This window comes from Allobosea sp. 47.2.35 (assembly GCF_024655635.1).
Taxonomy (GTDB): domain Bacteria; phylum Pseudomonadota; class Alphaproteobacteria; order Rhizobiales; family Beijerinckiaceae; genus Allobosea.
In genome coordinates this window covers 15,651-32,989 of record NZ_JANLGI010000031.1, presented here as the reverse complement: position 1 = coordinate 32,989, position 17,339 = coordinate 15,651, and the positions used below count along the sequence as shown (strand labels likewise).

18 protein-coding genes are annotated in these 17,339 nt (G+C 62.5%); 14 read left to right on the top strand and 4 right to left on the bottom strand.

The features are described from left to right. The first annotated feature begins 36 nt into the window (after positions 1-36). Positions 37-666 carry a metallophosphoesterase gene (locus tag NUV79_RS23515; protein ID WP_257735500.1) on the top strand — a complete coding sequence of 210 codons (630 nt, stop codon included), beginning with the start codon at positions 37-39 and terminating at the stop codon, positions 664-666. Between the two features lie 187 nt (positions 667-853). On the opposite strand, the gene NUV79_RS23510 is transcribed toward NUV79_RS23515, so the two are convergent. Together NUV79_RS23510 and NUV79_RS23505 are read right to left on the bottom strand one after the other, a co-directional pair. Continuing rightward, positions 854-2,290 (bottom strand): ATP-binding protein, encoded by a 1,437-nt coding sequence (locus NUV79_RS23510; RefSeq protein WP_257735499.1) that lies wholly within the window; start codon positions 2,288-2,290, stop codon positions 854-856. Continuing rightward, the gene (locus NUV79_RS23505) at positions 2,287-3,051 is read right to left on the bottom strand and encodes a response regulator (protein ID WP_257735498.1); all 765 of its coding nucleotides are present in this window, start codon (positions 3,049-3,051) and stop codon (positions 2,287-2,289) included. The genes NUV79_RS23510 and NUV79_RS23505 overlap by 4 nt, the downstream gene beginning before the upstream one ends. 177 nt (positions 3,052-3,228) lie before the next feature. Here NUV79_RS23505 and NUV79_RS23500 point away from each other — a divergent pair, with 177 nt between their 5' ends. From NUV79_RS23500 to NUV79_RS23470, 7 genes are all read left to right on the top strand, one after another. After that, a complete protein-coding gene (locus NUV79_RS23500; protein WP_257735497.1) occupies positions 3,229-3,447 on the top strand; it encodes a hypothetical protein in 219 nt (72 codons plus the stop codon). Positions 3,448-3,500: 53 nt separating this feature from the next. After that, the gene (locus NUV79_RS23495; protein ID WP_257735496.1) at positions 3,501-4,961 is read left to right on the top strand and encodes a TolC family protein; all 1,461 of its coding nucleotides are present in this window, start codon (positions 3,501-3,503) and stop codon (positions 4,959-4,961) included. 14 nt (positions 4,962-4,975) lie between these two features. Then, a complete protein-coding gene (locus NUV79_RS23490; RefSeq protein WP_257735495.1) occupies positions 4,976-6,412 on the top strand; it encodes a multicopper oxidase family protein in 1,437 nt (478 codons plus the stop codon). Between the two features lie 36 nt (positions 6,413-6,448). Beyond that, positions 6,449-6,931 carry a cupredoxin domain-containing protein gene (locus NUV79_RS23485; protein WP_257735494.1) on the top strand — a complete coding sequence of 161 codons (483 nt, stop codon included), beginning with the start codon at positions 6,449-6,451 and terminating at the stop codon, positions 6,929-6,931. 25 nt (positions 6,932-6,956) lie between these two features. Further along, positions 6,957-7,235 (top strand): copper-binding protein, encoded by a 279-nt coding sequence (locus NUV79_RS23480; protein ID WP_257735493.1) that lies wholly within the window; start codon positions 6,957-6,959, stop codon positions 7,233-7,235. A 470-nt stretch (positions 7,236-7,705) separates the two neighbouring features. Further along, positions 7,706-8,065, top strand: a complete 360-nt coding sequence (locus NUV79_RS23475) for a hypothetical protein (RefSeq protein WP_257735492.1) — start codon at positions 7,706-7,708, stop codon at positions 8,063-8,065. A gap of 79 nt (positions 8,066-8,144) precedes the next feature. Then, complete coding sequence (locus NUV79_RS23470; RefSeq protein ID WP_257735491.1) at positions 8,145-9,440, top strand: multidrug ABC transporter ATPase; 1,296 nt, start codon at positions 8,145-8,147, stop codon at positions 9,438-9,440. A gap of 25 nt (positions 9,441-9,465) precedes the next feature. Here the strand turns inward: NUV79_RS23470 and petA are convergent, their stop codons facing one another. Continuing rightward, on the bottom strand, positions 9,466-10,008 hold the full coding sequence (petA, locus tag NUV79_RS23465; RefSeq protein WP_257735503.1) for a ubiquinol-cytochrome c reductase iron-sulfur subunit: 543 nt from the start codon (positions 10,006-10,008) through the stop codon (positions 9,466-9,468). Positions 10,009-10,243: 235 nt separating this feature from the next. On the opposite strand from petA, the gene NUV79_RS25335 reads away from it, so the two are divergent. Beyond that, positions 10,244-10,744, top strand: coding sequence for an SCO family protein (locus NUV79_RS25335; RefSeq protein ID WP_374679321.1), 501 nt, complete (start codon positions 10,244-10,246; stop codon positions 10,742-10,744). A 106-nt stretch (positions 10,745-10,850) separates the two neighbouring features. Here the strand turns inward: NUV79_RS25335 and NUV79_RS23455 are convergent, their stop codons facing one another. Further along, positions 10,851-11,759, bottom strand: coding sequence for a LysR substrate-binding domain-containing protein (locus NUV79_RS23455; RefSeq protein ID WP_257735489.1), 909 nt, complete (start codon positions 11,757-11,759; stop codon positions 10,851-10,853). 79 nt (positions 11,760-11,838) lie between these two features. On the opposite strand from NUV79_RS23455, the gene metC reads away from it, so the two are divergent. From metC to NUV79_RS23430, 5 genes are all read left to right on the top strand, one after another. Continuing rightward, positions 11,839-13,041, top strand: coding sequence for a cystathionine beta-lyase (gene metC / locus NUV79_RS23450; RefSeq protein ID WP_257735488.1), 1,203 nt, complete (start codon positions 11,839-11,841; stop codon positions 13,039-13,041). Positions 13,042-13,076: 35 nt separating this feature from the next. Further along, a complete protein-coding gene (locus tag NUV79_RS23445) occupies positions 13,077-14,105 on the top strand; it encodes a transporter substrate-binding domain-containing protein (RefSeq protein WP_257735487.1) in 1,029 nt (342 codons plus the stop codon). Positions 14,106-14,172: 67 nt separating this feature from the next. After that, positions 14,173-15,288, top strand: a complete 1,116-nt coding sequence (locus tag NUV79_RS23440) for an amino acid ABC transporter permease (RefSeq protein ID WP_257735486.1) — start codon at positions 14,173-14,175, stop codon at positions 15,286-15,288. 40 nt (positions 15,289-15,328) lie between these two features. Further along, on the top strand, positions 15,329-16,396 hold the full coding sequence (locus NUV79_RS23435) for an amino acid ABC transporter permease (RefSeq protein ID WP_257735485.1): 1,068 nt from the start codon (positions 15,329-15,331) through the stop codon (positions 16,394-16,396). A gap of 98 nt (positions 16,397-16,494) precedes the next feature. Next, positions 16,495-17,211 (top strand): amino acid ABC transporter ATP-binding protein, encoded by a 717-nt coding sequence (locus NUV79_RS23430; protein ID WP_257735502.1) that lies wholly within the window; start codon positions 16,495-16,497, stop codon positions 17,209-17,211. Positions 17,212-17,339 lie beyond the last annotated feature (128 nt).

The window sequence follows — 17,339 nt, the reverse complement described above, 5'->3', positions numbered from 1 at the left end:
CCTTCAAAGCGATAACCGCCCCCAACGGGGCCAACATTGCAGGCGATCTCACATTATGTACCTGGGAATCACGAATTCTACGGCTGCGAGATGAAGTCGAGCCTCGCCGCTGGCAGAGAAGCAGCCAGGGCAGCGGGGATAGAGTTGCTCGCCCGCCGCACTGTCGTCATCAATGGTGTCCGCTTTGTCGGCTGCGTATTATGGACCGACTATCGCCTCCTCGGGACGCCTAAGCCGTCGATGGTATTTGCCGGGCAGGAGCTGAACGATCACAGACTCATTCGCTATCGCGAGGACAGCGGTCACTATAGCCGCTTCATGCCCTGGCATGCCGCGGCCGAACACCGGCTCGATCTCGCTTTCATTCGCAGCGAGCTTGCGAAGGCGCACGAGGGGCCGACCGTTGTGGTCACGCACCACGCGCCACACCCACAATCGGTTCAGCCAAGACACCAGGGCAGCGCGCTGTCGCCGGCCTTCGTCTCGGATCTGAGTGCCCTGATCGAGGACTACCAGCCAGACCTCTGGATCCATGGCCATGATCACGGATCGCACGACTACAGGGTGGGACGCACGCGCGTTTTAGCCAACCAGGCCGGTTACCCCAATCTGCACGGCGATCGAGAGAATCGATGGTTCGATCCTCTTTGCGTCGTTGAGGTCTGATCAATCAATGGGCGGATTCGACCTGCATTTCTGTGACAGCCTTTGCCGGATACCGGGCTCGGTCCGGAAACCCTGTTTTGCACCCGCGCCTTCGATGGCGTTTTCAGCGATGTCAATTCGCATTTGCCCAACGGAATGAGCCTCGATCTCAGCATTCGAAATGCGGCGCAGAACTCTGTGCAGCTGCTTATGCGATCTGCCTTTCAGGATCGGCGCCATCGGTCGACGATCCGGAAGTGGTATTTGGCGGGCGGGCTTTGATTTGATCCGCTTTCGACAAAGTGATCGTTACGCATAAGCCGCCGTTCGCGCGGTTCGCCAAACTGATGTGCCCGCCATGAGTCTGGATCACTGATGCTGCGATGGTGAGCCCCAAGCCCGTGCCGCCAGTCTCCCGTCCACGGGATTCCTCGAGCCGGACGAAAGGCTGAAACACCCGCTCCATATCTGCTTGTGGAATGCCCGGGCCTTCGTCTTCGACGGTGATAATGAGGTGGTAATCGATCTCCGAAATCGTGACACTGGCCGTCTCGCCATATTTGATCGCATTGCTGATAATGTTGGAGAAGGCGCGTTTGAGGGACAGGACGCGTCCCAACACCGGAGCGGAGGCGAGCCCCGTCAACGAGACCCGATGTCCCTGATCAATATGCTCATCGACGATGGTCTCAATGACCGAGGCGAGGTCGATCGGCCGGATCACTTCGCTGGAGACGCCGCCACGCAGATATTCCAGCGTCGAGTCGATCATCGCCTCCATCTCCCCGAGATCGGCGTCGATCAAATCGCGGGTCGCTACGTCGTCGAGGAGTTCCGAACGGAGCCGCAGTCGTGTGATGGGTGTGCGTAGATCATGCGAGACCGCGGCCATCGCCTGCATGCGCTCCGTGACGAGACGCTGGATGCGCTCGCGCATGGTGTTGAAGGCTCGCGCCGCCCGGCGCACCTCGATCGGGCCGTGCTCGGGAAGCAACTGAGGTGTCTGGTCAAGGCTGAAGCGCTCGGCCGCGACGGCAAGGTCCCGCAGCGGCCGGGTCGCCCAGCGCAGCAGCAGCAAGGCGACGACGACGATGCCGACGCCGAAGCAGATCGTGACCGCGACTACGCTCCAGTCGATATGCTGGCTCGCTCCGAGAGCCGACGAGGAGAAATTGACCCAGGAGCCGTCATGGAGCCGCACCGAGACTAGCATCATGTGCCGGTAGGCATCGGCATTTCCACTTCCCAAGGCACCGTCATCCGCGAAGCCGACCCGGAATGACTCTGTGGCAAGTTCGGGCGCCATCTCCTTGAGGCGCGCTTCCATGATCTGGGCTCGTTCCGTCGCTGGCGCGTTGCCGAGCACCAGGCTGACTTTGCTCCAGTGAACCTCAAGGCTGGCGCTCGACAGGTCATGCGCGGCACGGTCTCGCTCTTGTCCGGCGGGGGCGCTGGCGATTGCGCGCTTGATCGAGACGATATGCTCTGCGAGCCCGCGGTCGCGTGCCGCGATCGCAAGACTCTCGATGCCGACGCGATAGGCCCAGAAGCCGAGCAGGTGGAAGGCCAGGAGCGCCGCCACCAGGACCATAATAGCGCGGCTGGCGACCGTATCAGGCCAAAGACGTTCGACCAGCTTCTTCAAGTGGGTTGTCCCTCTTGCACGCGGACATCGGACGCGAACATGTAACCGGAACCACGAACGGTTTTTATCAGTTGGCCCCCGTTCGTTACCGCTTCGAGCTTGCGCCGTAGCCGGCTGATCTGAACGTCGATGGCGCGGTCGAAGGGGTCGCCACTGCTCCGAGCCTTGGCGAACTGCATCAATGCCTCTCGCGACATGACGCGGTTGGCGTGCTCGACGAAGGCAACAAGAAGGTCGAACTCGCCGGTTGAGAGATCGATCAGTGTTCCCGCAGGGGATTGCAGCTCTCTGCGACGCAGATCCATCGACCAACCATCGAACATAACGATCTCGGAGCGTCGGGTTTCGGTTTGGTGGCGTGCTGTGCGTGACCGGCGCAGGACGGACCGAATGCGCGCCAGCAGTTCGCGCGGGCTGAACGGCTTGGTCACGTAATCGTCAGCACCGCCCTCAAGGACGATGATCCGGTCGCTCTCCTCGCTGCGGGCGGTCAGCATCACGATCGGAACCTGCGAGTTGGCCCGCACGTCCCGGCACAACTCAACGCCGGAGCGCCCGGGCAGCATCAAGTCGAGCACGATCAGATCGATTGTGGTACGGGCGAGGATATCCATCATGACGCGCCCGTCCGGTGCGCCAGTGACCTGATAGCCATGGCGCTGGAGGAAACGCGAGACCAGGAGCCTGATCTGCGGATCATCATCCACGACGAGGATATGGCCGTGATCTTCGGCAATGATCTTGATTGGATCTTGATCCATCTTTGGCTCGGCGTCCCAGAACAAGCCTGTCTGTTTGGTGCCACTTCTTTCCTTGCGGCGACAGCACAATAGCGCGCTTATCGCGGTGCCGCCCGCGTTGCTTTGATACAATTTGTAACGGACGCCAGCGGCAGAGCGCTGCTACCCCTATGCCGTCGAAACACGGGGAGCCGAATCGTGACGTTCGTGAAGGTGCCGTTCATGGCAGGTATAGGGCTGGCGTTAGGCGCCTGTTCGCTGACACCCGTTCCCGACTATCTTGCCAGGCCGGCCGATCCGAATGTCCGTGTTCCCGCGGCTCAATACCGGAGCGTGACGGCAGGCGCCGCCACATACCGTCCGGCTGATCCGAAGGACTGGCACGAGCTCAACCGTGACGTCGGCCCGAAGCCATGACGTTGCCCGCCGCATCCATTTCAGCGCTCGATTTTACCAGGAGAAGGACAGCCTTGACGGTTCCAGCGATATCGAACGCCCGTCGCATCTTCCGTTTCGGGTTGCTCGCTGGAGCAGCTCTGCTGGGAGGATGCGCGAGCTTCTCCGCCGACGGCGGGATGGGCACGATCCAGACGGCAACCTATGCCGATATTGGCAAGGACGTGACCAAGATCGGCGACGATCAGGCCGCGCTCACGGCGAAAGCGCGGGTCGACCAGCTCCTGCGCAAGCCGCTGACGGCGGATGCCGCCGTGCAGGTCGCGCTGCTCAATAATCGCGGGCTGCAGGCGGCTTTCAACGAACTCGGCATGGCCGAGGCCCAGATGGTCGCGGCGAGTCTGCCGCCCAATCCGCGCCTCGGCATTTCCAAGCTGTCCGGACGCTTCGAAGTCGAGATCGAACGACAGATCGTCGGCAGTCTGCTGGCGCTTGCGACCTTGCCGGCCAGGGCCGAAATTGCCCGCGACCGCTTCCAGACGGCGCAAATGCGCACAGCTGAGGCGGTACTCAAGCTCGCGGCTGATACGCGTCGCCAGTACTACCGCGCAGCCGCGGCCAATGCCCAGGTCACCTTCTACCAGGAAGCCAAGGCTTCCGCCGACGCGGCTTCGGAGCTGTTCAAGCGGCTCGGCGAGAGCGGCGGCGTCAACAAGATCGACCAGGCGCGCGAATACGCCTTCGAGGCCGAGCTGACCGTGCAACTCGCCCAGGCGCGCCAGCTGCAGCGCCAGGAGCGCGAGCGGCTCGTCCGCCAGCTCGGCGTCTGGGGCGACGATCTCAAATTCCGGGTCGGCAGTTTGCCGCCGCTGCCACGGCTGCAATCGGTCAAGGCGATCGAGGCCGAGGCGCTGCGCAAGCGCGTCGACCTGCGGATCGCGCGCAACGAACTCGACACACTGGCGAAGTCGCTGGGCCTCACCCAGGCGACGCGCTTCGTCAACGACGTCGACCTGCTCGGCCGTCGCACCTATGATCGTGGACGTGTCATCACAGCGGATGGCCATGTCGAGCGCGAGGCCAGCCGCAGCAAGACGTTGGAGCTTGAGATCGACATTCCGATCTATGATTTTGGCCAGTCCAAGGTCGCGCTCGCCGAGCAGACCTACATGCTGGCCGCCAACAAGCTGGCGGAGAAAGCGGTCAATATCCGCTCGGAGGCGCGCGAGGCCTACACTGCTTATCGTGCCAATTACGACATCACGCGCCAGTACCAGAACAACGTCCTGCCGCTGCGCAAGATCATCCAGGACCAATCGCTGCTTCAATACAGCGGCATGCTGAACGACGTGACGGACCTCATCACCGATGCGCGCAACCGCATCCTGTCCAATGTCGCGGCGATCAACGCCCGCCGCGATTTCTGGATCGCCCATACTGATTTTAAGCACGCGCTGATCGGCGGCGGCAGCGGGGGCGGCGGCTCGGCGACCGTTGCCGCCGCGGGCGGCGGCGATGCCGGCGGCGGGCACTGAAGGAGCTTCCCGACATGACATCCCTATCTCGCAGAGGCTTCATCGGTTCGTCCGGGCTGGTGCTGGCCGGCGCGGCCGCGGTCTCCGGGCGGAACGCCTTCGCAGCCGTGCCCGAGGCGCCGACCATGAAGGAGGCGACGACGCAGGCGCCGCTCGTGCCGACCACCGGGCCGGATTACCAGCCGGTCGCGACGCTCAACGGCTGGTCGCTGCCCTGGCGCATGAACGGCGACTGGAAGGAGTTCCATCTCGTCGCTGAGCCGGTGGTGCGCGAGTTCGCGCCCGGCATGAAGGGCTATCTCTGGGGCTATAATGGCCAGTCGCCGGGCCCAACCATCGAGGCGGTCGAGGGCGACAAGGTTCGCATCTACGTCACCAACAAGTTGCCGGAGAACACTACGATCCATTGGCACGGCCAGCGCCTGCCCAACGGCATGGACGGCGTCGGCGGGCTGACGCAGCCGCATATCCCGCCGGGCAAGACCTTCGTCTACGAGTTCCAGCTCCGGCGCTCGGGCACCTATATGTACCATCCACATTCGGACGAGATGGTCCAGATGGCGATGGGCATGATGGGCTTCTTCGTCGTCCATCCGAAGGACCCGGCCTTCCGCCGCGTCGACCGTGACTTCGTCTTCCTGCTCAACGCCTTCGACATCGAGCCCGGCTCCTATGTGCCGCGCGTCGCCGAGATGACCGAATTCAACATGTGGTGCTGGAACAGCCGCGTGTTCCCGGGCATCGACCCGTTCGTCGTGGGCAAGAACGACAAGGTCCGGATCCGCTTTGGCAATCTGACCATGACCAATCACCCGATCCACATGCATGGCTACGAGTTCAAGGTCTCGTGCACCGATGGCGGCTGGGTCGATCCGGCCGCGGCCTGGGACGAGGTCTCGATCGATGTCGCCGTCGGCCAGATGCGCGCCTTCGATTTCGTCGCCGACGAGCCGGGCGACTGGGCGATCCACTGCCACAAGTCGCATCACACCATGAATGCCATGGGGCATTCGGTGAAGAACTACATCGGCGTGAACAAGAAGGACCTCGCCAAGCGTATTGCCAAGATCGCGCCCGGCTACATGCCGATGGGCTCGAACGGCATGGGCGAGATGGGCTCGATGGAGATGCCGCTCCCCGACAACACCCTGCCGATGATGACGGGTTTCGCCCAGTTCGGCGCCGTCGAGATGGGCGGCATGTTCTCGGTGGTGAAGGTTCGCGAGGGGCTGGCGAAGGGCGACTACAAGGACCCGGGCTGGTTCAAGCATCCGGAGGGAACCGTCGCGTACGAGCTCAAGGGCACGAAGCTCGGCGAGGCACCGCGGGCGAGCTCGCCCGACAGCGGCGTGCAGGCGACGGAATGGCGCGTCAAGGACCCGCGCAAGCCGAATATCGGGCCGGACGGCAAGCCACGCCCCGCCACCAAGAACCCGCATTCCAATCACTAGAATGGCGACAACCTAAACTTCCTCCTGGAGAGCTACATGAAGACAGCCACATTCAAACTGGCCGCAATCGCATTTTTGATGTCCGCCAGCGCCGCGTTCGCGGGTCCGGGCGGCGCCGGTCATGGCCATGGCGACGAGACGGCCTATGGCAAGCCCGGCGATCCCAAGAAGCCGGCCCGCCCCGTCCAGGTCGTGATGACTGAGAAGGACGGCAAGATGTCCTTCATCCCGGACCGGATCGAGGTGCGCCGCGGCGAGCAGGTCCGCTTCCAGCTCCGCAACAATGGTGAGCTCGACCACGAACTCGTCATGGCGACGCTGGAGGAGAACCTCAAGCACGCCGTTGAGATGCAGAAGAACCCCGACATGGAGCACGACGATCCGAACGCCAAGCGCCTCGCGCCGAAGAAGACCGGCGAGATCGTCTGGGCCTTCACCAAGCCTGGCGAGTTCGACTTTTCCTGCCTGATCCCCGGCCACCGCGAAGCTGGCATGACCGGCAAGATCATCGTCAAGTAAGCAACCTCAGCGAAAGGAGTATCCCATGCTGAAGACTGCTGCCACCCTGGCATTCCTGATCGTCGCGCTGCCCGCTGCCGCGCAGTCGGTCAGCGGCACCGTTACCAAGGTCGATGAGGCCCAGGGCAAGCTCACCATCAACCACGGCGCGATCAAGAATCTCGATATGGACGCCATGACCATGGTGTTCCGGGCCGGCGATCCCACCATGCTGAAAGGGCTCAAGGCCGGCGACAAGATCAAGTTCGATGCCGACCGCGTCAATGGTCAGATCACGGTGACGAAGCTTCAGAAGTCGAAGTGATCTCAACGTGCGGCAGGGCAAAGGCGCCTTGCCGCACATCGCGCCGCTCGCGGCCAAGCTAGCTATTCCGTGGCCTAAATCTGGCGACGCGCGAGCTGTTCGAAGCCTCGCATTCGACCCTGCAAAGAATGATACAAGCTGAAAGGCGAGCCATGCGATTGGTCTTGCTGGTGATCCCTATTGCGCTTGTCGCGCTTCAGGCGCGAGCGGACGACGGTGATCTGCAGCGCGCTCTGATCGAAACGTCCTGCCCCGCTGCCAAGGTCATACGTCTCAACCCCATTGGCAAAAGTGAGGTCTATGAGGCGAACTGCTTCGGCAGGCGGATCAAGATCGTCTGCATGAATGGACGGTGTTCCACGGATGAGCCGTCGCGCAGTCGGGATGATCCGGAATGAGTTCCGAGCGGAAAGCTCATCACTTCGGCGAAAGGCGATCACATGATCGGGAACTACCGGAGATCACGGCGCATGCACGCACTTTTGGCACTTTGTGCTGTGGCTGTCGGGACGCTGTCCAACGGGCAGGCGGAAGCGCAGTCGGTCAAGATTGTCGGAATCGGCGCCTCAAGTTGCCAGTATTTTTTGCGGGAAACCGACGGCAAGCCGGAGGTTGAAAAGAATTTCTTCGCGTGGGCGCAGGGCTACATGAGCGGTTTGCTGTTGCGCGCACCTCCGGGGAAGGACGAGGATCTTGACCTCGCGCCGGACCTCTACCCGTTGCTTAAGCAGGCCGAGTTCCTGCGGAATTTCTGCACACGCAATCCGGACGTCGATTTTAGCGATGGCGTGAATAATCTCTACCGCATGCTTCGTGCGCCGCCGAGCTAAGCCCGCAATTCTTCCGCAAAGTCGAAACAAAGGCCGCCGACATAGGCGCTGTCGCTACCGAAAATTGAGTTCAACAGACGTGACCGCGGCGTTCCAATTCATCCATGATCTCGGCCACCGGATCATGGGGCTCGATTATCCGCACGGCCACTGGCTGATCAATGTTGCGGCGACGCTGCTGTTTGTCGTTGCGCCGGCATGGACACTTTGGATTGGCCTGCGGCTTGGGTACCGGCGCTACAATGCGAGGCGCCGCCGGCGCGCCCGGTGTGTCGCCGCGACCTCGCGCGCTCCAGAGCACCCGACAGCTAGTGAACGAGCGCGGTCGCTTGAGGCATACGTCATCCGAGCGACAGCAAGACCGCAGGCGAAGCTCGTAGTCATTTCGATCATGACGCTTCCAACCGCCTGGCTTCTGTTGGAGATTCCGAAGCACATCATCAATCATGCTCTCGCCGACGCGAGTGATGGCGGCCACGTCGACATGACGCTGTTTGGCTTACCGCTGGATCGCATGACCCTCCTGTTTGCGCTGTGCGCAGGATATCTCGGCACGCTGACTTTGAACGGGTTGATCAAATACGCGGCGATGCGCATCCGCGGTCGTGTGAGTGAACGCTTGGTCCGCAGGCTCCGGCTCGGCGTCCTGCGCCGCGCGCGAGCGGGCACGAGCGCCGAACAGCGGGCGCATCTTTCCGCAGTGGTGGTCCAGGAAGTCGAACCTATCGGGTACTTCGGCGGGAGCCTTGCCGTTGTTCCCGTCATCCAGGGGGGCGCTCTGTTGACGAGCATTCTGTTCCTGTTGATGCAGAACCCGGCATTGGCTTTGGCGGCACTGCTGATGTTGCCCCTGCAGCTCACGTTGTTGCCGGGCTTACAGAAGCGGCTCAATGCAAGGGTGCGCGACAGGGTCCGTTCAACCCGGAAGCTTGGTGGTCTCATGGTAGCGGAAGGCTCGGCTTCTGGCGCCCATGGTTCGCATGCAGTCATCACGCGGGCAGACATGTCTGTCCTGCGCCATCAGATGCGAACAACCGCTAGCCTGGAAACGATCCGCATCGAGATCAACGATCTCAAGGGCAGGATCAAGGGTCTGTACAACTACACGTCGAACCTCACGCCCTTCTTTTTCTTCACGATCGGGGGCTACCTCGTCGTGAGAGGACAGTTGTCGCTCGGAGCGCTTGTCGCCGCTCTTGCCGCTTATCGGGAGATTTCGCCGGCGCTGCGGGAGCTGTTTGATTTCATGCAGAACTGGTCGGACGCGAAAGCACGTTTCAGCGAGGTCACCCGAGCCATGGGTCAGGTTCGCGCAGTTTCAGCAAACATCGACGCTTCTCCGATCTCCCGCCGTCGCGAGCAGATGGCGAGCTGAGTATGGCTCCGGGCTGTAGCGATCGCTATCCGATCCGAATTCGTCCTGGCGTGAGAAAGGCATAGGGAGGCACGATAAGGTTTTTGGGTGCCGGTCGACGTCGCACGCGACCGAGGGCATCATAGACCGAACCATGGCAGGGGCAGAACCAGCCACCGTAGTCGCCGCGCGGATCTCCGGTCTTCTGTCCGAGGGGTATGCATCCTAGGTGGGTGCAGACTCCGACGACGATCAGCCATTCTGGCCTTTGCAATCGGGCCGCGATGGGTTCGGGATCCAACAGGGCGGAAATGTTATCGGTCTGGTCGCCTACGATCTGCTCGGCCGTCCTTCGGACAATGAACACCGGACGCCCGCGCCACTGCACGGTGATGCGTTGGCCTGGCTCCATCGGAGTGAGATCGAACTCAGCGCTCGCGAGCGCGACGGTGTCGGCACTCGGCTGGAAGCTGGCAACGAGTGGCCACAGTGCGGCCGCTGTTCCAGTGACGCCAGCGACGCCTGTGGTTAGATAGAGGAAGTCGCGCCGTGTCGGCGTGGCCTCCGGCACTGCCGATAGTTCGTCCATCATGGACGCACCAAATCGTCACTCGATGATCCGAGCAGATTGCAACGTTTCGCTCGATCACCCAGAAGCGATGCAGGAAGAGCGAGCTGGTACTGATGGCAATTCTGCCACGATCTTGTGGCTTCGTCTGTTACAGTTGGTTACAGGCTCGTTCCCCGATTAGTGGGGCTGTTTGTCAACTCCGGAGGATGCTGCGGCTTAGCCAGTAGACGTAGCTGGGTCAGCCAGAAAAGCACTGGGGCCCAGATCGGCGAATCGTTCAACCTCGTCGATCATACGGACGGGCAGTCACCGATACGGACTTCAGCGGAGTAATCGCCTCGCCAAGCTGGGCGCCGAAGCGGACAAGCTTCAGGTTCTGTTCGTCAGCGTCAATCCCGAACGCGGCACGCCGCAACAACTCGCACTCTACCTGCAGTTCTTCGACAAGCGTATTATCGGACAGACGGGTAAGGCCGCGCAGGTTGATGCGGCCGTCAAGGCCTGCGAGGACTATGCGAAGAAGGTACCGGCCGACGCCGGCTACACCATGGACCGTTCCTCGTCGGTGTATTTGATCGGCGCCAAAGGCGGCTTGCGCACCATCGTCGACTACCATGAGGGAGGAGCCGCCGGCGCTGGCGAAGATCCGCATGGTCCTCAAATAAGACGCGACGGTCGCCCAGCGCAGATGCGTGCCGGGCTCACCGCTCGGTGCCGCTTCCATCCCGTAGTCGATCAAGGTCAAATGCGATGACTGATCCAGCTACTCAGAGAGGCCCCCTTCGCGTAGCGCTGGCTGCTGTGCTGGCGGCACTCGCGATCCTGGCAATCATTTGGGGTGGTGGCCTCGCGACGAATGGCTACCTTGAACTCTCCTCGGGAGCGGCAAAAGCATTCCGGATCGCGTATAGTTCGGCAATGAACGCCGAGACGAGACGGGAGTTTGCACTGCCGGGCGGTCTGAGAAGGAGCGCCCTGAAATGCACGGCCGGCTCGAAGGGCCGGACGACGAGGCCCTGGATCATCTTGTCGGCGATGATGAACGGATTGACGAGGCCTATGCCGAGGCCCTGCGCCGCCAGGATGGCGATGGTCACGCCATAGGGCGTTTCCACCAAGATGCGGGGCTGGACGGCGTGTTCCGCAAAGATTTTGTCCATGGCGAGCCGCACGGTGTCCTCCGGTGCGAGCGCCAGGAAGCCCTCCTCGTCCAGGTCCGCAGGTGTGATGACGTCCCGGTTTGCCAGAGGGTGTCCCTGCGGGATGACGCAGACGGCGCGAGGCGTGGTGAACACACTGTGCAAGACACCATCAGTGTCGATCTCGTCGGCTGCCAGACCAATGTCGAAGCTGCCTGAAGCCACCAGATCGCGAACGACGTTGGACGTGCGGACCTGATAGCTGATCCGCACCTGCGGATGCTTGCGCGAGAATGCCGTGATCGCCCGTGGCACCAGACCATGTCCGAGAGCCGACAGGCTGGCGACGCGGATTGTCCCGGCGCCGACTTCCTTGATCTGAGCTGCACGCAGCTTGAGGCGGTCGAGCCCGACCAGATTGGCCTTCACTTCGGCATGGAAGAGCAGGGCTTCTCGGGTCGGTACCAGGCGACCCCGGATGCGGTCGAAGAGGCTGAAGCCGAGTTCGGCCTCGAGCTTGGCAAGGGAGCGGCTGATGGCCGGCTGCGACGTGCTGAGCAAGGCAGCCGCCGCTCCGGCGCCGCCGCTGATCATGATCGCATGAAAGACGTCGATGTCGCGCAGGTTCATGAGATAGCCATACCAGAAATGGATCGACTCTATCGATATGGCCATAGATGGCAATGCCGGCACGAGCTAGCGTCAGCCCATGACGAAATCCGACGACACCTCGCACATTCATCCGCCCGAGCGTTCGCGCCAGCCATTTCAGGCAGTGACGATGCCGGTTGAGCGCGCTTCAACGATCGTGTTCGACGATCTCGATGCATTCGAGAAGCGGGCCGAGCGCGTCTATGACGGGTTCAGCTATGGGCTGTACGGGACGCCAACGAGCCGGCTCCTCGAGGACCACATTGCCCAGCTCGAAGGGGCGGCGAGGGCGCTCGTTGTGCCGTCGGGCATGGCGGCGATGACGCTGGCGACGATGGCGGTGTGCCGGAGCGGCGACCGCATCCTGATGCCTGAGACGCTCTATGGGCCGGCTCGGGACATGATCACTCGCTTTCTGGGGCCACTCGGCATCGCGGCGCAAGCCTACGACCCACGGCTCGATGCCGGGATTGCAGAGCTTCTCGACGACCGGACGCGGTTGGTCTGGGTGGAATCGCCGGGGTCGGGGACATTCGAGGTTCAGGACGTGCCTGCGATCGTCGCGGCGGCCCACGCGGTGGGCGCACTGGTCGCCGCCGACAACACCTGGGCGTCTCATCTGCTGTTCAAGCCGCTAGCTCACGGCGTCGACATCGCCATGCAGGCGCTGTCGAAACATGCTGGCGGTCATGGCGACCTGCTTATGGGCTCGCTCGCCGTGCGTGACGAAGCCTTGTTCCGGCGCCTGAAGGATACCGCGCGCTTCCTCGGCTACGGCGTCTCCCCGGAAGATTGTGCCCTGTGCGAGCGCGGCCTGATGACCATGCCGGTCCGCATGCGTCATGCTGCTGCAAGCGCGGCCAAGATCGTGAGCTGGCTGTCACAGCGCCCGGAGGTCGCTCGCATCTTGCACCCGGCGATGCCGGACCATCCCGGGCACGCGGTCTGGAAACGGGATTTCTCCGGTGCAGCTGCCGTGTTCTCCGTGGTTCTCCGAGCGGAGCTTGCGCCTTTCCAGGCCGAAATCCTTCGGCGAATGCGTTTGTTCAAGCTCGGCGCGAGCTGGGGCGGCGTGCATTCGCTGGTTGCTGTCAACGACCCGCGGAAAGGTCGGACCAGCCTCGACTGGCTGCCATCCGGACCCGTCTGGCGATTGTCGATCGGGCTGGAAGCGCTCGATGACCTGATCACTGATCTGGAGCAGGCCTTAGTCGCGCCTGCTGCAGCTTCTGCGACGGCAGGCCGCAAGGCAGCTGAATGACTGCAAAGAACCAAAACAGGGGAATGGAGATAACCATGACAAGATTGAAAGTGCTGCTCGGCGCGGCTATTGCCGCCGCCGGACTGACCGCAACTATCAGCGGAGCCGGCGCGCAGAGCGTCGTGAACAAGATCAAGCAGCGCGGCTATGTGAGCTGTGGGGCGAGTCAGGGTGTGCCCGGCCTCTCGCGGCCTGACGAGAACGGCTACTATCGCGGCTTCGATTCCGACATCTGTCGGACCTTCGCGGCGGCCATCCTCGGCGACAAGGACAAGATCCGCTTCGTGCCGCTCAATGCCGGCCAGCGCTTCCCGGCTCTGCAGACCGGCGAGATCGACGTGCTGTCGCGGACCTCGACCATCACCCTCTCACGCGACACTGTGGTGCGCTTCGTCTGGATCACGCTCTACGACACCGACGGCTTGCTCGTGCGCAAGGCGGACAAGATCACGGATCCCAAGCAACTGGCCGGCAAGACGGTCTGCCTGCAGGGCGGGGGCAGCTTGACCGAGAAGGCGATCGAGGAGACCGAGGAAGAGCACGGGATCACGATGAAGAAGGTCTACTTCGACTCGACGATCCAGGCACGAGATGCCTTCTTCGGCGGTCGCTGCGATACCTATGTGACCGATGGCACGGCCGCCGCTGGCCAGCGGGCCTCGGTCGCCAAGAACCCGGACGATTACGACATCATCAAGGTCGGTCATGCGGCCGAACCGAACGGCGTCGCGGTCGCGCGCGGGGATGATCAGCTCTTCGACATCACGCGCTGGACGGTCAATGCCCTGCTTTGGGCCGAGCTCCACGGCATCACAGCCAAGAACATCGACGAGAAGCTGAAATCCGGCTCGAACGAGATCAAACGCGTGCTTGGTCAGGAGGCCGGCTTTGGCAAGCCGCTGGGGCTGGATGACAAGTGGGTCTACAACGTCATCAAGCAGATGGGGAACTACGCCGAGATCTGGGACAACAATCTCGGCAAGGCCAGCACCCTCAAAGTCGATCGCGGCCTGAACGCGCTCTGGAAGGACGGCGGCCTGAACTACCCGTACCCCTGGGACTAGGCGCAGCCAGTGGAGCGTGACGAACGCTCCCCTGTTTTCAACGGCGAATAGAAAAGGGGAGGGCGCAATGCTCAGCGATGCCAGGGCAAGATCGATCGTCATCCAATGCGCGCTGGTGGCCGCCGTCGTGGGGGCCGCGACGCTTCTGGTCAGCAACACCTTCGCGAATTTGCAGGCCCGCGGCATCCCAATCGGATTCGACTTCCTGACGATGCCGTCAAGGATCGTCATCTCCGAAGCGATTCTCTCCTATAAGTCGCGGGATCCCTATTACTGGGCGATCGTCGTCGGGCTGGCGAACACGGTCTTCATTTCCGCGCTCGTCATCGCCTTCTCGTCGGTTCTCGGCCTGATCGTCGGCGTCACCCGGCTGAGCAGCAATCCGCTCGCCGCGGGGACTTGCCGTGTCTGGGTGGAGATCGCGCGCAACTCACCGCCGATCGTGCTGCTGATTTTCCTCTATTCGCTGTGGTGGAAAGTCTTTCCGCCAGTCGGGGAGGCGCTCAATCCGCTCCCTGGCGTCTTTGCCTCGATGCGCGGCTTCGTTGTTCCAGCCGCCCGCTTTGAATTCGATAGCGCAGGAGCTGCTCTTGTCTTCGCCGCGACGCTGCTCGGCGTCGTCGCCTGGCGGGCAGGCTCGCTTCAACGCTTCCGGAGCGGAATTCCATGGGGAGGGGCTGCCCTGCTGCTGCTCGGTCTCTGGTCGGCGGATTTCGCGTTCTCGGTCGATTGGCCAGTCTTCACCGGTTCGAACTTTCGAGGCGGCCTGGAGCTGACACCGGAACTCAGCACCATCCTGATCGGCCTGACCATCTACACCACCGGCTTCATCGCCGAGATCGTCCGCGGCGGCGTCCTGTCGGTCGGCGCCGGGCAGTGGGATGCCGGCCGCTCGCTCGGCCTGTCCCGAACCCAGATCCTGCGGCTGATTGTGATCCCGCAAATGCTGCGGGTGATCGTGCCGCCGCTCAACAGCCAGTACATCAACGTCGTCAAGAATTCGACGCTGGCGATCGCCGTCGGCTATCCGGATTTCCTCGCGGTGATGAACACGATCATCAGCAAGTCCAGCCATTCGATCGAAGGCGTCTTCATCATCCTGGGGGTCTACCTTTCCCTCAACCTGACCCTGTCGAGCGCGGCCAATTGGTACAACCGCCGCATCGCGATCGTGGAACGTTGAAACCGTGAAGACGATATCGCTCCCTATCCCCGAGGCTCCTGTGCCGACGAACGCATGGTCTGCGCTGCTCCCGGCTTCCTTGCGGCGGAGTGGCAAGCTCCTGTTCGGCTCGCCGCTGAATGCCGTCCTGACGCTGGTCTTCAGCGCATTAATCCTGGTTGCCGTGCCGCCCATGCTGCGCTGGCTCGTGCTCGACGCGGTCCTGTTCAATCCGGACCCCGCGGCCTGCCGTGCGGCATCTGGCGCCTGCTGGAGCTTCATCTACGCCAAGTCGGGACAGCTCCTGTTCGGCATCTATCCGGTCGACGAGCGCTGGCGACCTGCTCTGGTCTGCCTTCTGATCCTGGCGTTGCTCGGCTGGTCGGTTCGGCCGGCGAGCTGGACACCGCGGCTGGTCTGGCTATGGGCCGCGGCGCTCATGCTCATCGTCTGGTTGATGGGCGGTGGCCTGGGGCTCGAAGAAGTCCCGACCTCGGCCTGGGGTGGCTTGCCGGTGACGTTGATCCTCACCGTCGTCGCCATCGGGATCGCCTTTCCGGTCGGCATCCTGCTGGCGCTAGCGCGCCGCTCTGCCATGCCCGTCGTCAGGATCGGGGCGGTGGTCGCAATCGAGTCGGTCCGCGGCCTGCCGCTGCTCTCGATCCTCTTCGTCGCCTCGATCATGCTGCCGCTGTTCCTGCCGGAGGCGCTGCTGCCCGACAAGTTCGTGCGCGCCCTCGTCGCCTTGACGATCTTCGCGGCGGCCTATCTCGCCGAAGTGATCCGCGGCGGGCTGCAAGCGATCCCGAAAGGGCAATATGAAGCTGCCGCGGCGCTCGGTCTGCCGTTCTGGCGCATGCAATATCTCGTCATCCTGCCGCAAGCGATCAGGGTGGTGATCCCGGCCCTGGCGAACACGATCATCGTGATGATCAAGAACACCAGCCTCGTGCTCGTGGTTGGGCTGTTCGACCTGATCAGCTCGGGCAAGGCGGCTCTCGCCGATCCGGCCTGGCCGTCGCCGGCTGCCGAAACCTTCCTGTTCATCGGCGCGATCTTCTTCGCGCTGTCCTTCTCCTTCGCCCGCTTCGCCGATTTCCTCGAGCGGCGCGGTCCCGCTGCTCATTAGGAGACGCCAGCATGACCTTGGCCATGGCCGAAAACAGGATCGACATCCGCCCTGCGGCGCTGAAGCCGACCTCGCTCAACACCGCGACGGCGGTGGAGATGATCGGCGTCAACAAATGGTTCGGCGAGTTCCACGTGTTGCGCGACATCAATCTCAAAGTATCGCGCGGCGAGAAGCTCGTGATCTGCGGCCCGTCCGGCTCCGGCAAATCGACGATGATCCGCTGCATCAACCGGCTGGAAGAGCACCAGAAGGGCCAGATCATCGTCGACGGCACCGAGCTGACCAATGATCTCAAGAAGATCGACGAGATTCGCCGCGACGTCGGCATGGTCTTCCAGCATTTCAATCTGTTCCCGCATCTGACGATCCTGGAGAACCTGACTCTGGCGCCGATCTGGGTTCGCAAGATGCCCAAGAAGGATGCCGAGGAGATCGCGATGCACTATCTCAAGCGCGTCAAGATCCCCGAGCAGGCGGCGAAGTATCCGGGCCAGCTCTCGGGCGGCCAGCAGCAGCGCGTCGCGATCGCCCGCTCTTTGTGCATGAGCCCGAAGATCATGCTGTTCGACGAGCCGACCTCGGCGCTCGATCCGGAGATGGTCAAGGAGGTGCTCGACACCATGGTGTCGCTGGCGGAGGAGGGCATGACCATGCTCTGCGTCACCCATGAGATGGGCTTCGCCCGCCAGGTCGCCGACCGGGTCATCTTCATGGATGCCGGCCAGATCGTCGAGATGAACACCCCGGACGAGTTCTTCAGGAACCCGCAGCACGAGCGCACCAAGCTCTTCCTCAGCCAGATCCTGCACTGAGGAGAAACGGGACGCAGAACCGATGGACAGCAACAAGCGAGAGCTGTTGATCTTCATTAAGTCGGAAATGCAGCAAGCACGCCCAAAGATGCGATCGTGCCAGTCGTGCCCTGCAAGGCACTTTGATC

What these genes read in the sequence shown, in the direction of transcription:
- petA (WP_257735503.1), bottom strand. Translation starts at nt 10,008, where the DNA reads ATGGACGAACTATCGGCAGTGCCGGAGGCCACGCCGACACGGCGCGAC.
- NUV79_RS23445 (WP_257735487.1), top strand. Translation starts at nt 13,077, where the DNA reads ATGACAAGATTGAAAGTGCTGCTCGGCGCGGCTATTGCCGCCGCCGGA.
- NUV79_RS23505 (WP_257735498.1), bottom strand. Translation starts at nt 3,051, where the DNA reads ATGGATCAAGATCCAATCAAGATCATTGCCGAAGATCACGGCCATATC.
- NUV79_RS23480 (WP_257735493.1), top strand. Translation starts at nt 6,957, where the DNA reads ATGCTGAAGACTGCTGCCACCCTGGCATTCCTGATCGTCGCGCTGCCC.
- NUV79_RS23490 (WP_257735495.1), top strand. Translation starts at nt 4,976, where the DNA reads ATGACATCCCTATCTCGCAGAGGCTTCATCGGTTCGTCCGGGCTGGTG.
- NUV79_RS23485 (WP_257735494.1), top strand. Translation starts at nt 6,449, where the DNA reads ATGAAGACAGCCACATTCAAACTGGCCGCAATCGCATTTTTGATGTCC.
- NUV79_RS23475 (WP_257735492.1), top strand. Translation starts at nt 7,706, where the DNA reads ATGCACGCACTTTTGGCACTTTGTGCTGTGGCTGTCGGGACGCTGTCC.
- NUV79_RS23430 (WP_257735502.1), top strand. Translation starts at nt 16,495, where the DNA reads ATGATCGGCGTCAACAAATGGTTCGGCGAGTTCCACGTGTTGCGCGAC.
- NUV79_RS23440 (WP_257735486.1), top strand. Translation starts at nt 14,173, where the DNA reads ATGCTCAGCGATGCCAGGGCAAGATCGATCGTCATCCAATGCGCGCTG.
- NUV79_RS23455 (WP_257735489.1), bottom strand. Translation starts at nt 11,759, where the DNA reads ATGAACCTGCGCGACATCGACGTCTTTCATGCGATCATGATCAGCGGC.
- metC (WP_257735488.1), top strand. Translation starts at nt 11,839, where the DNA reads ATGACGAAATCCGACGACACCTCGCACATTCATCCGCCCGAGCGTTCG.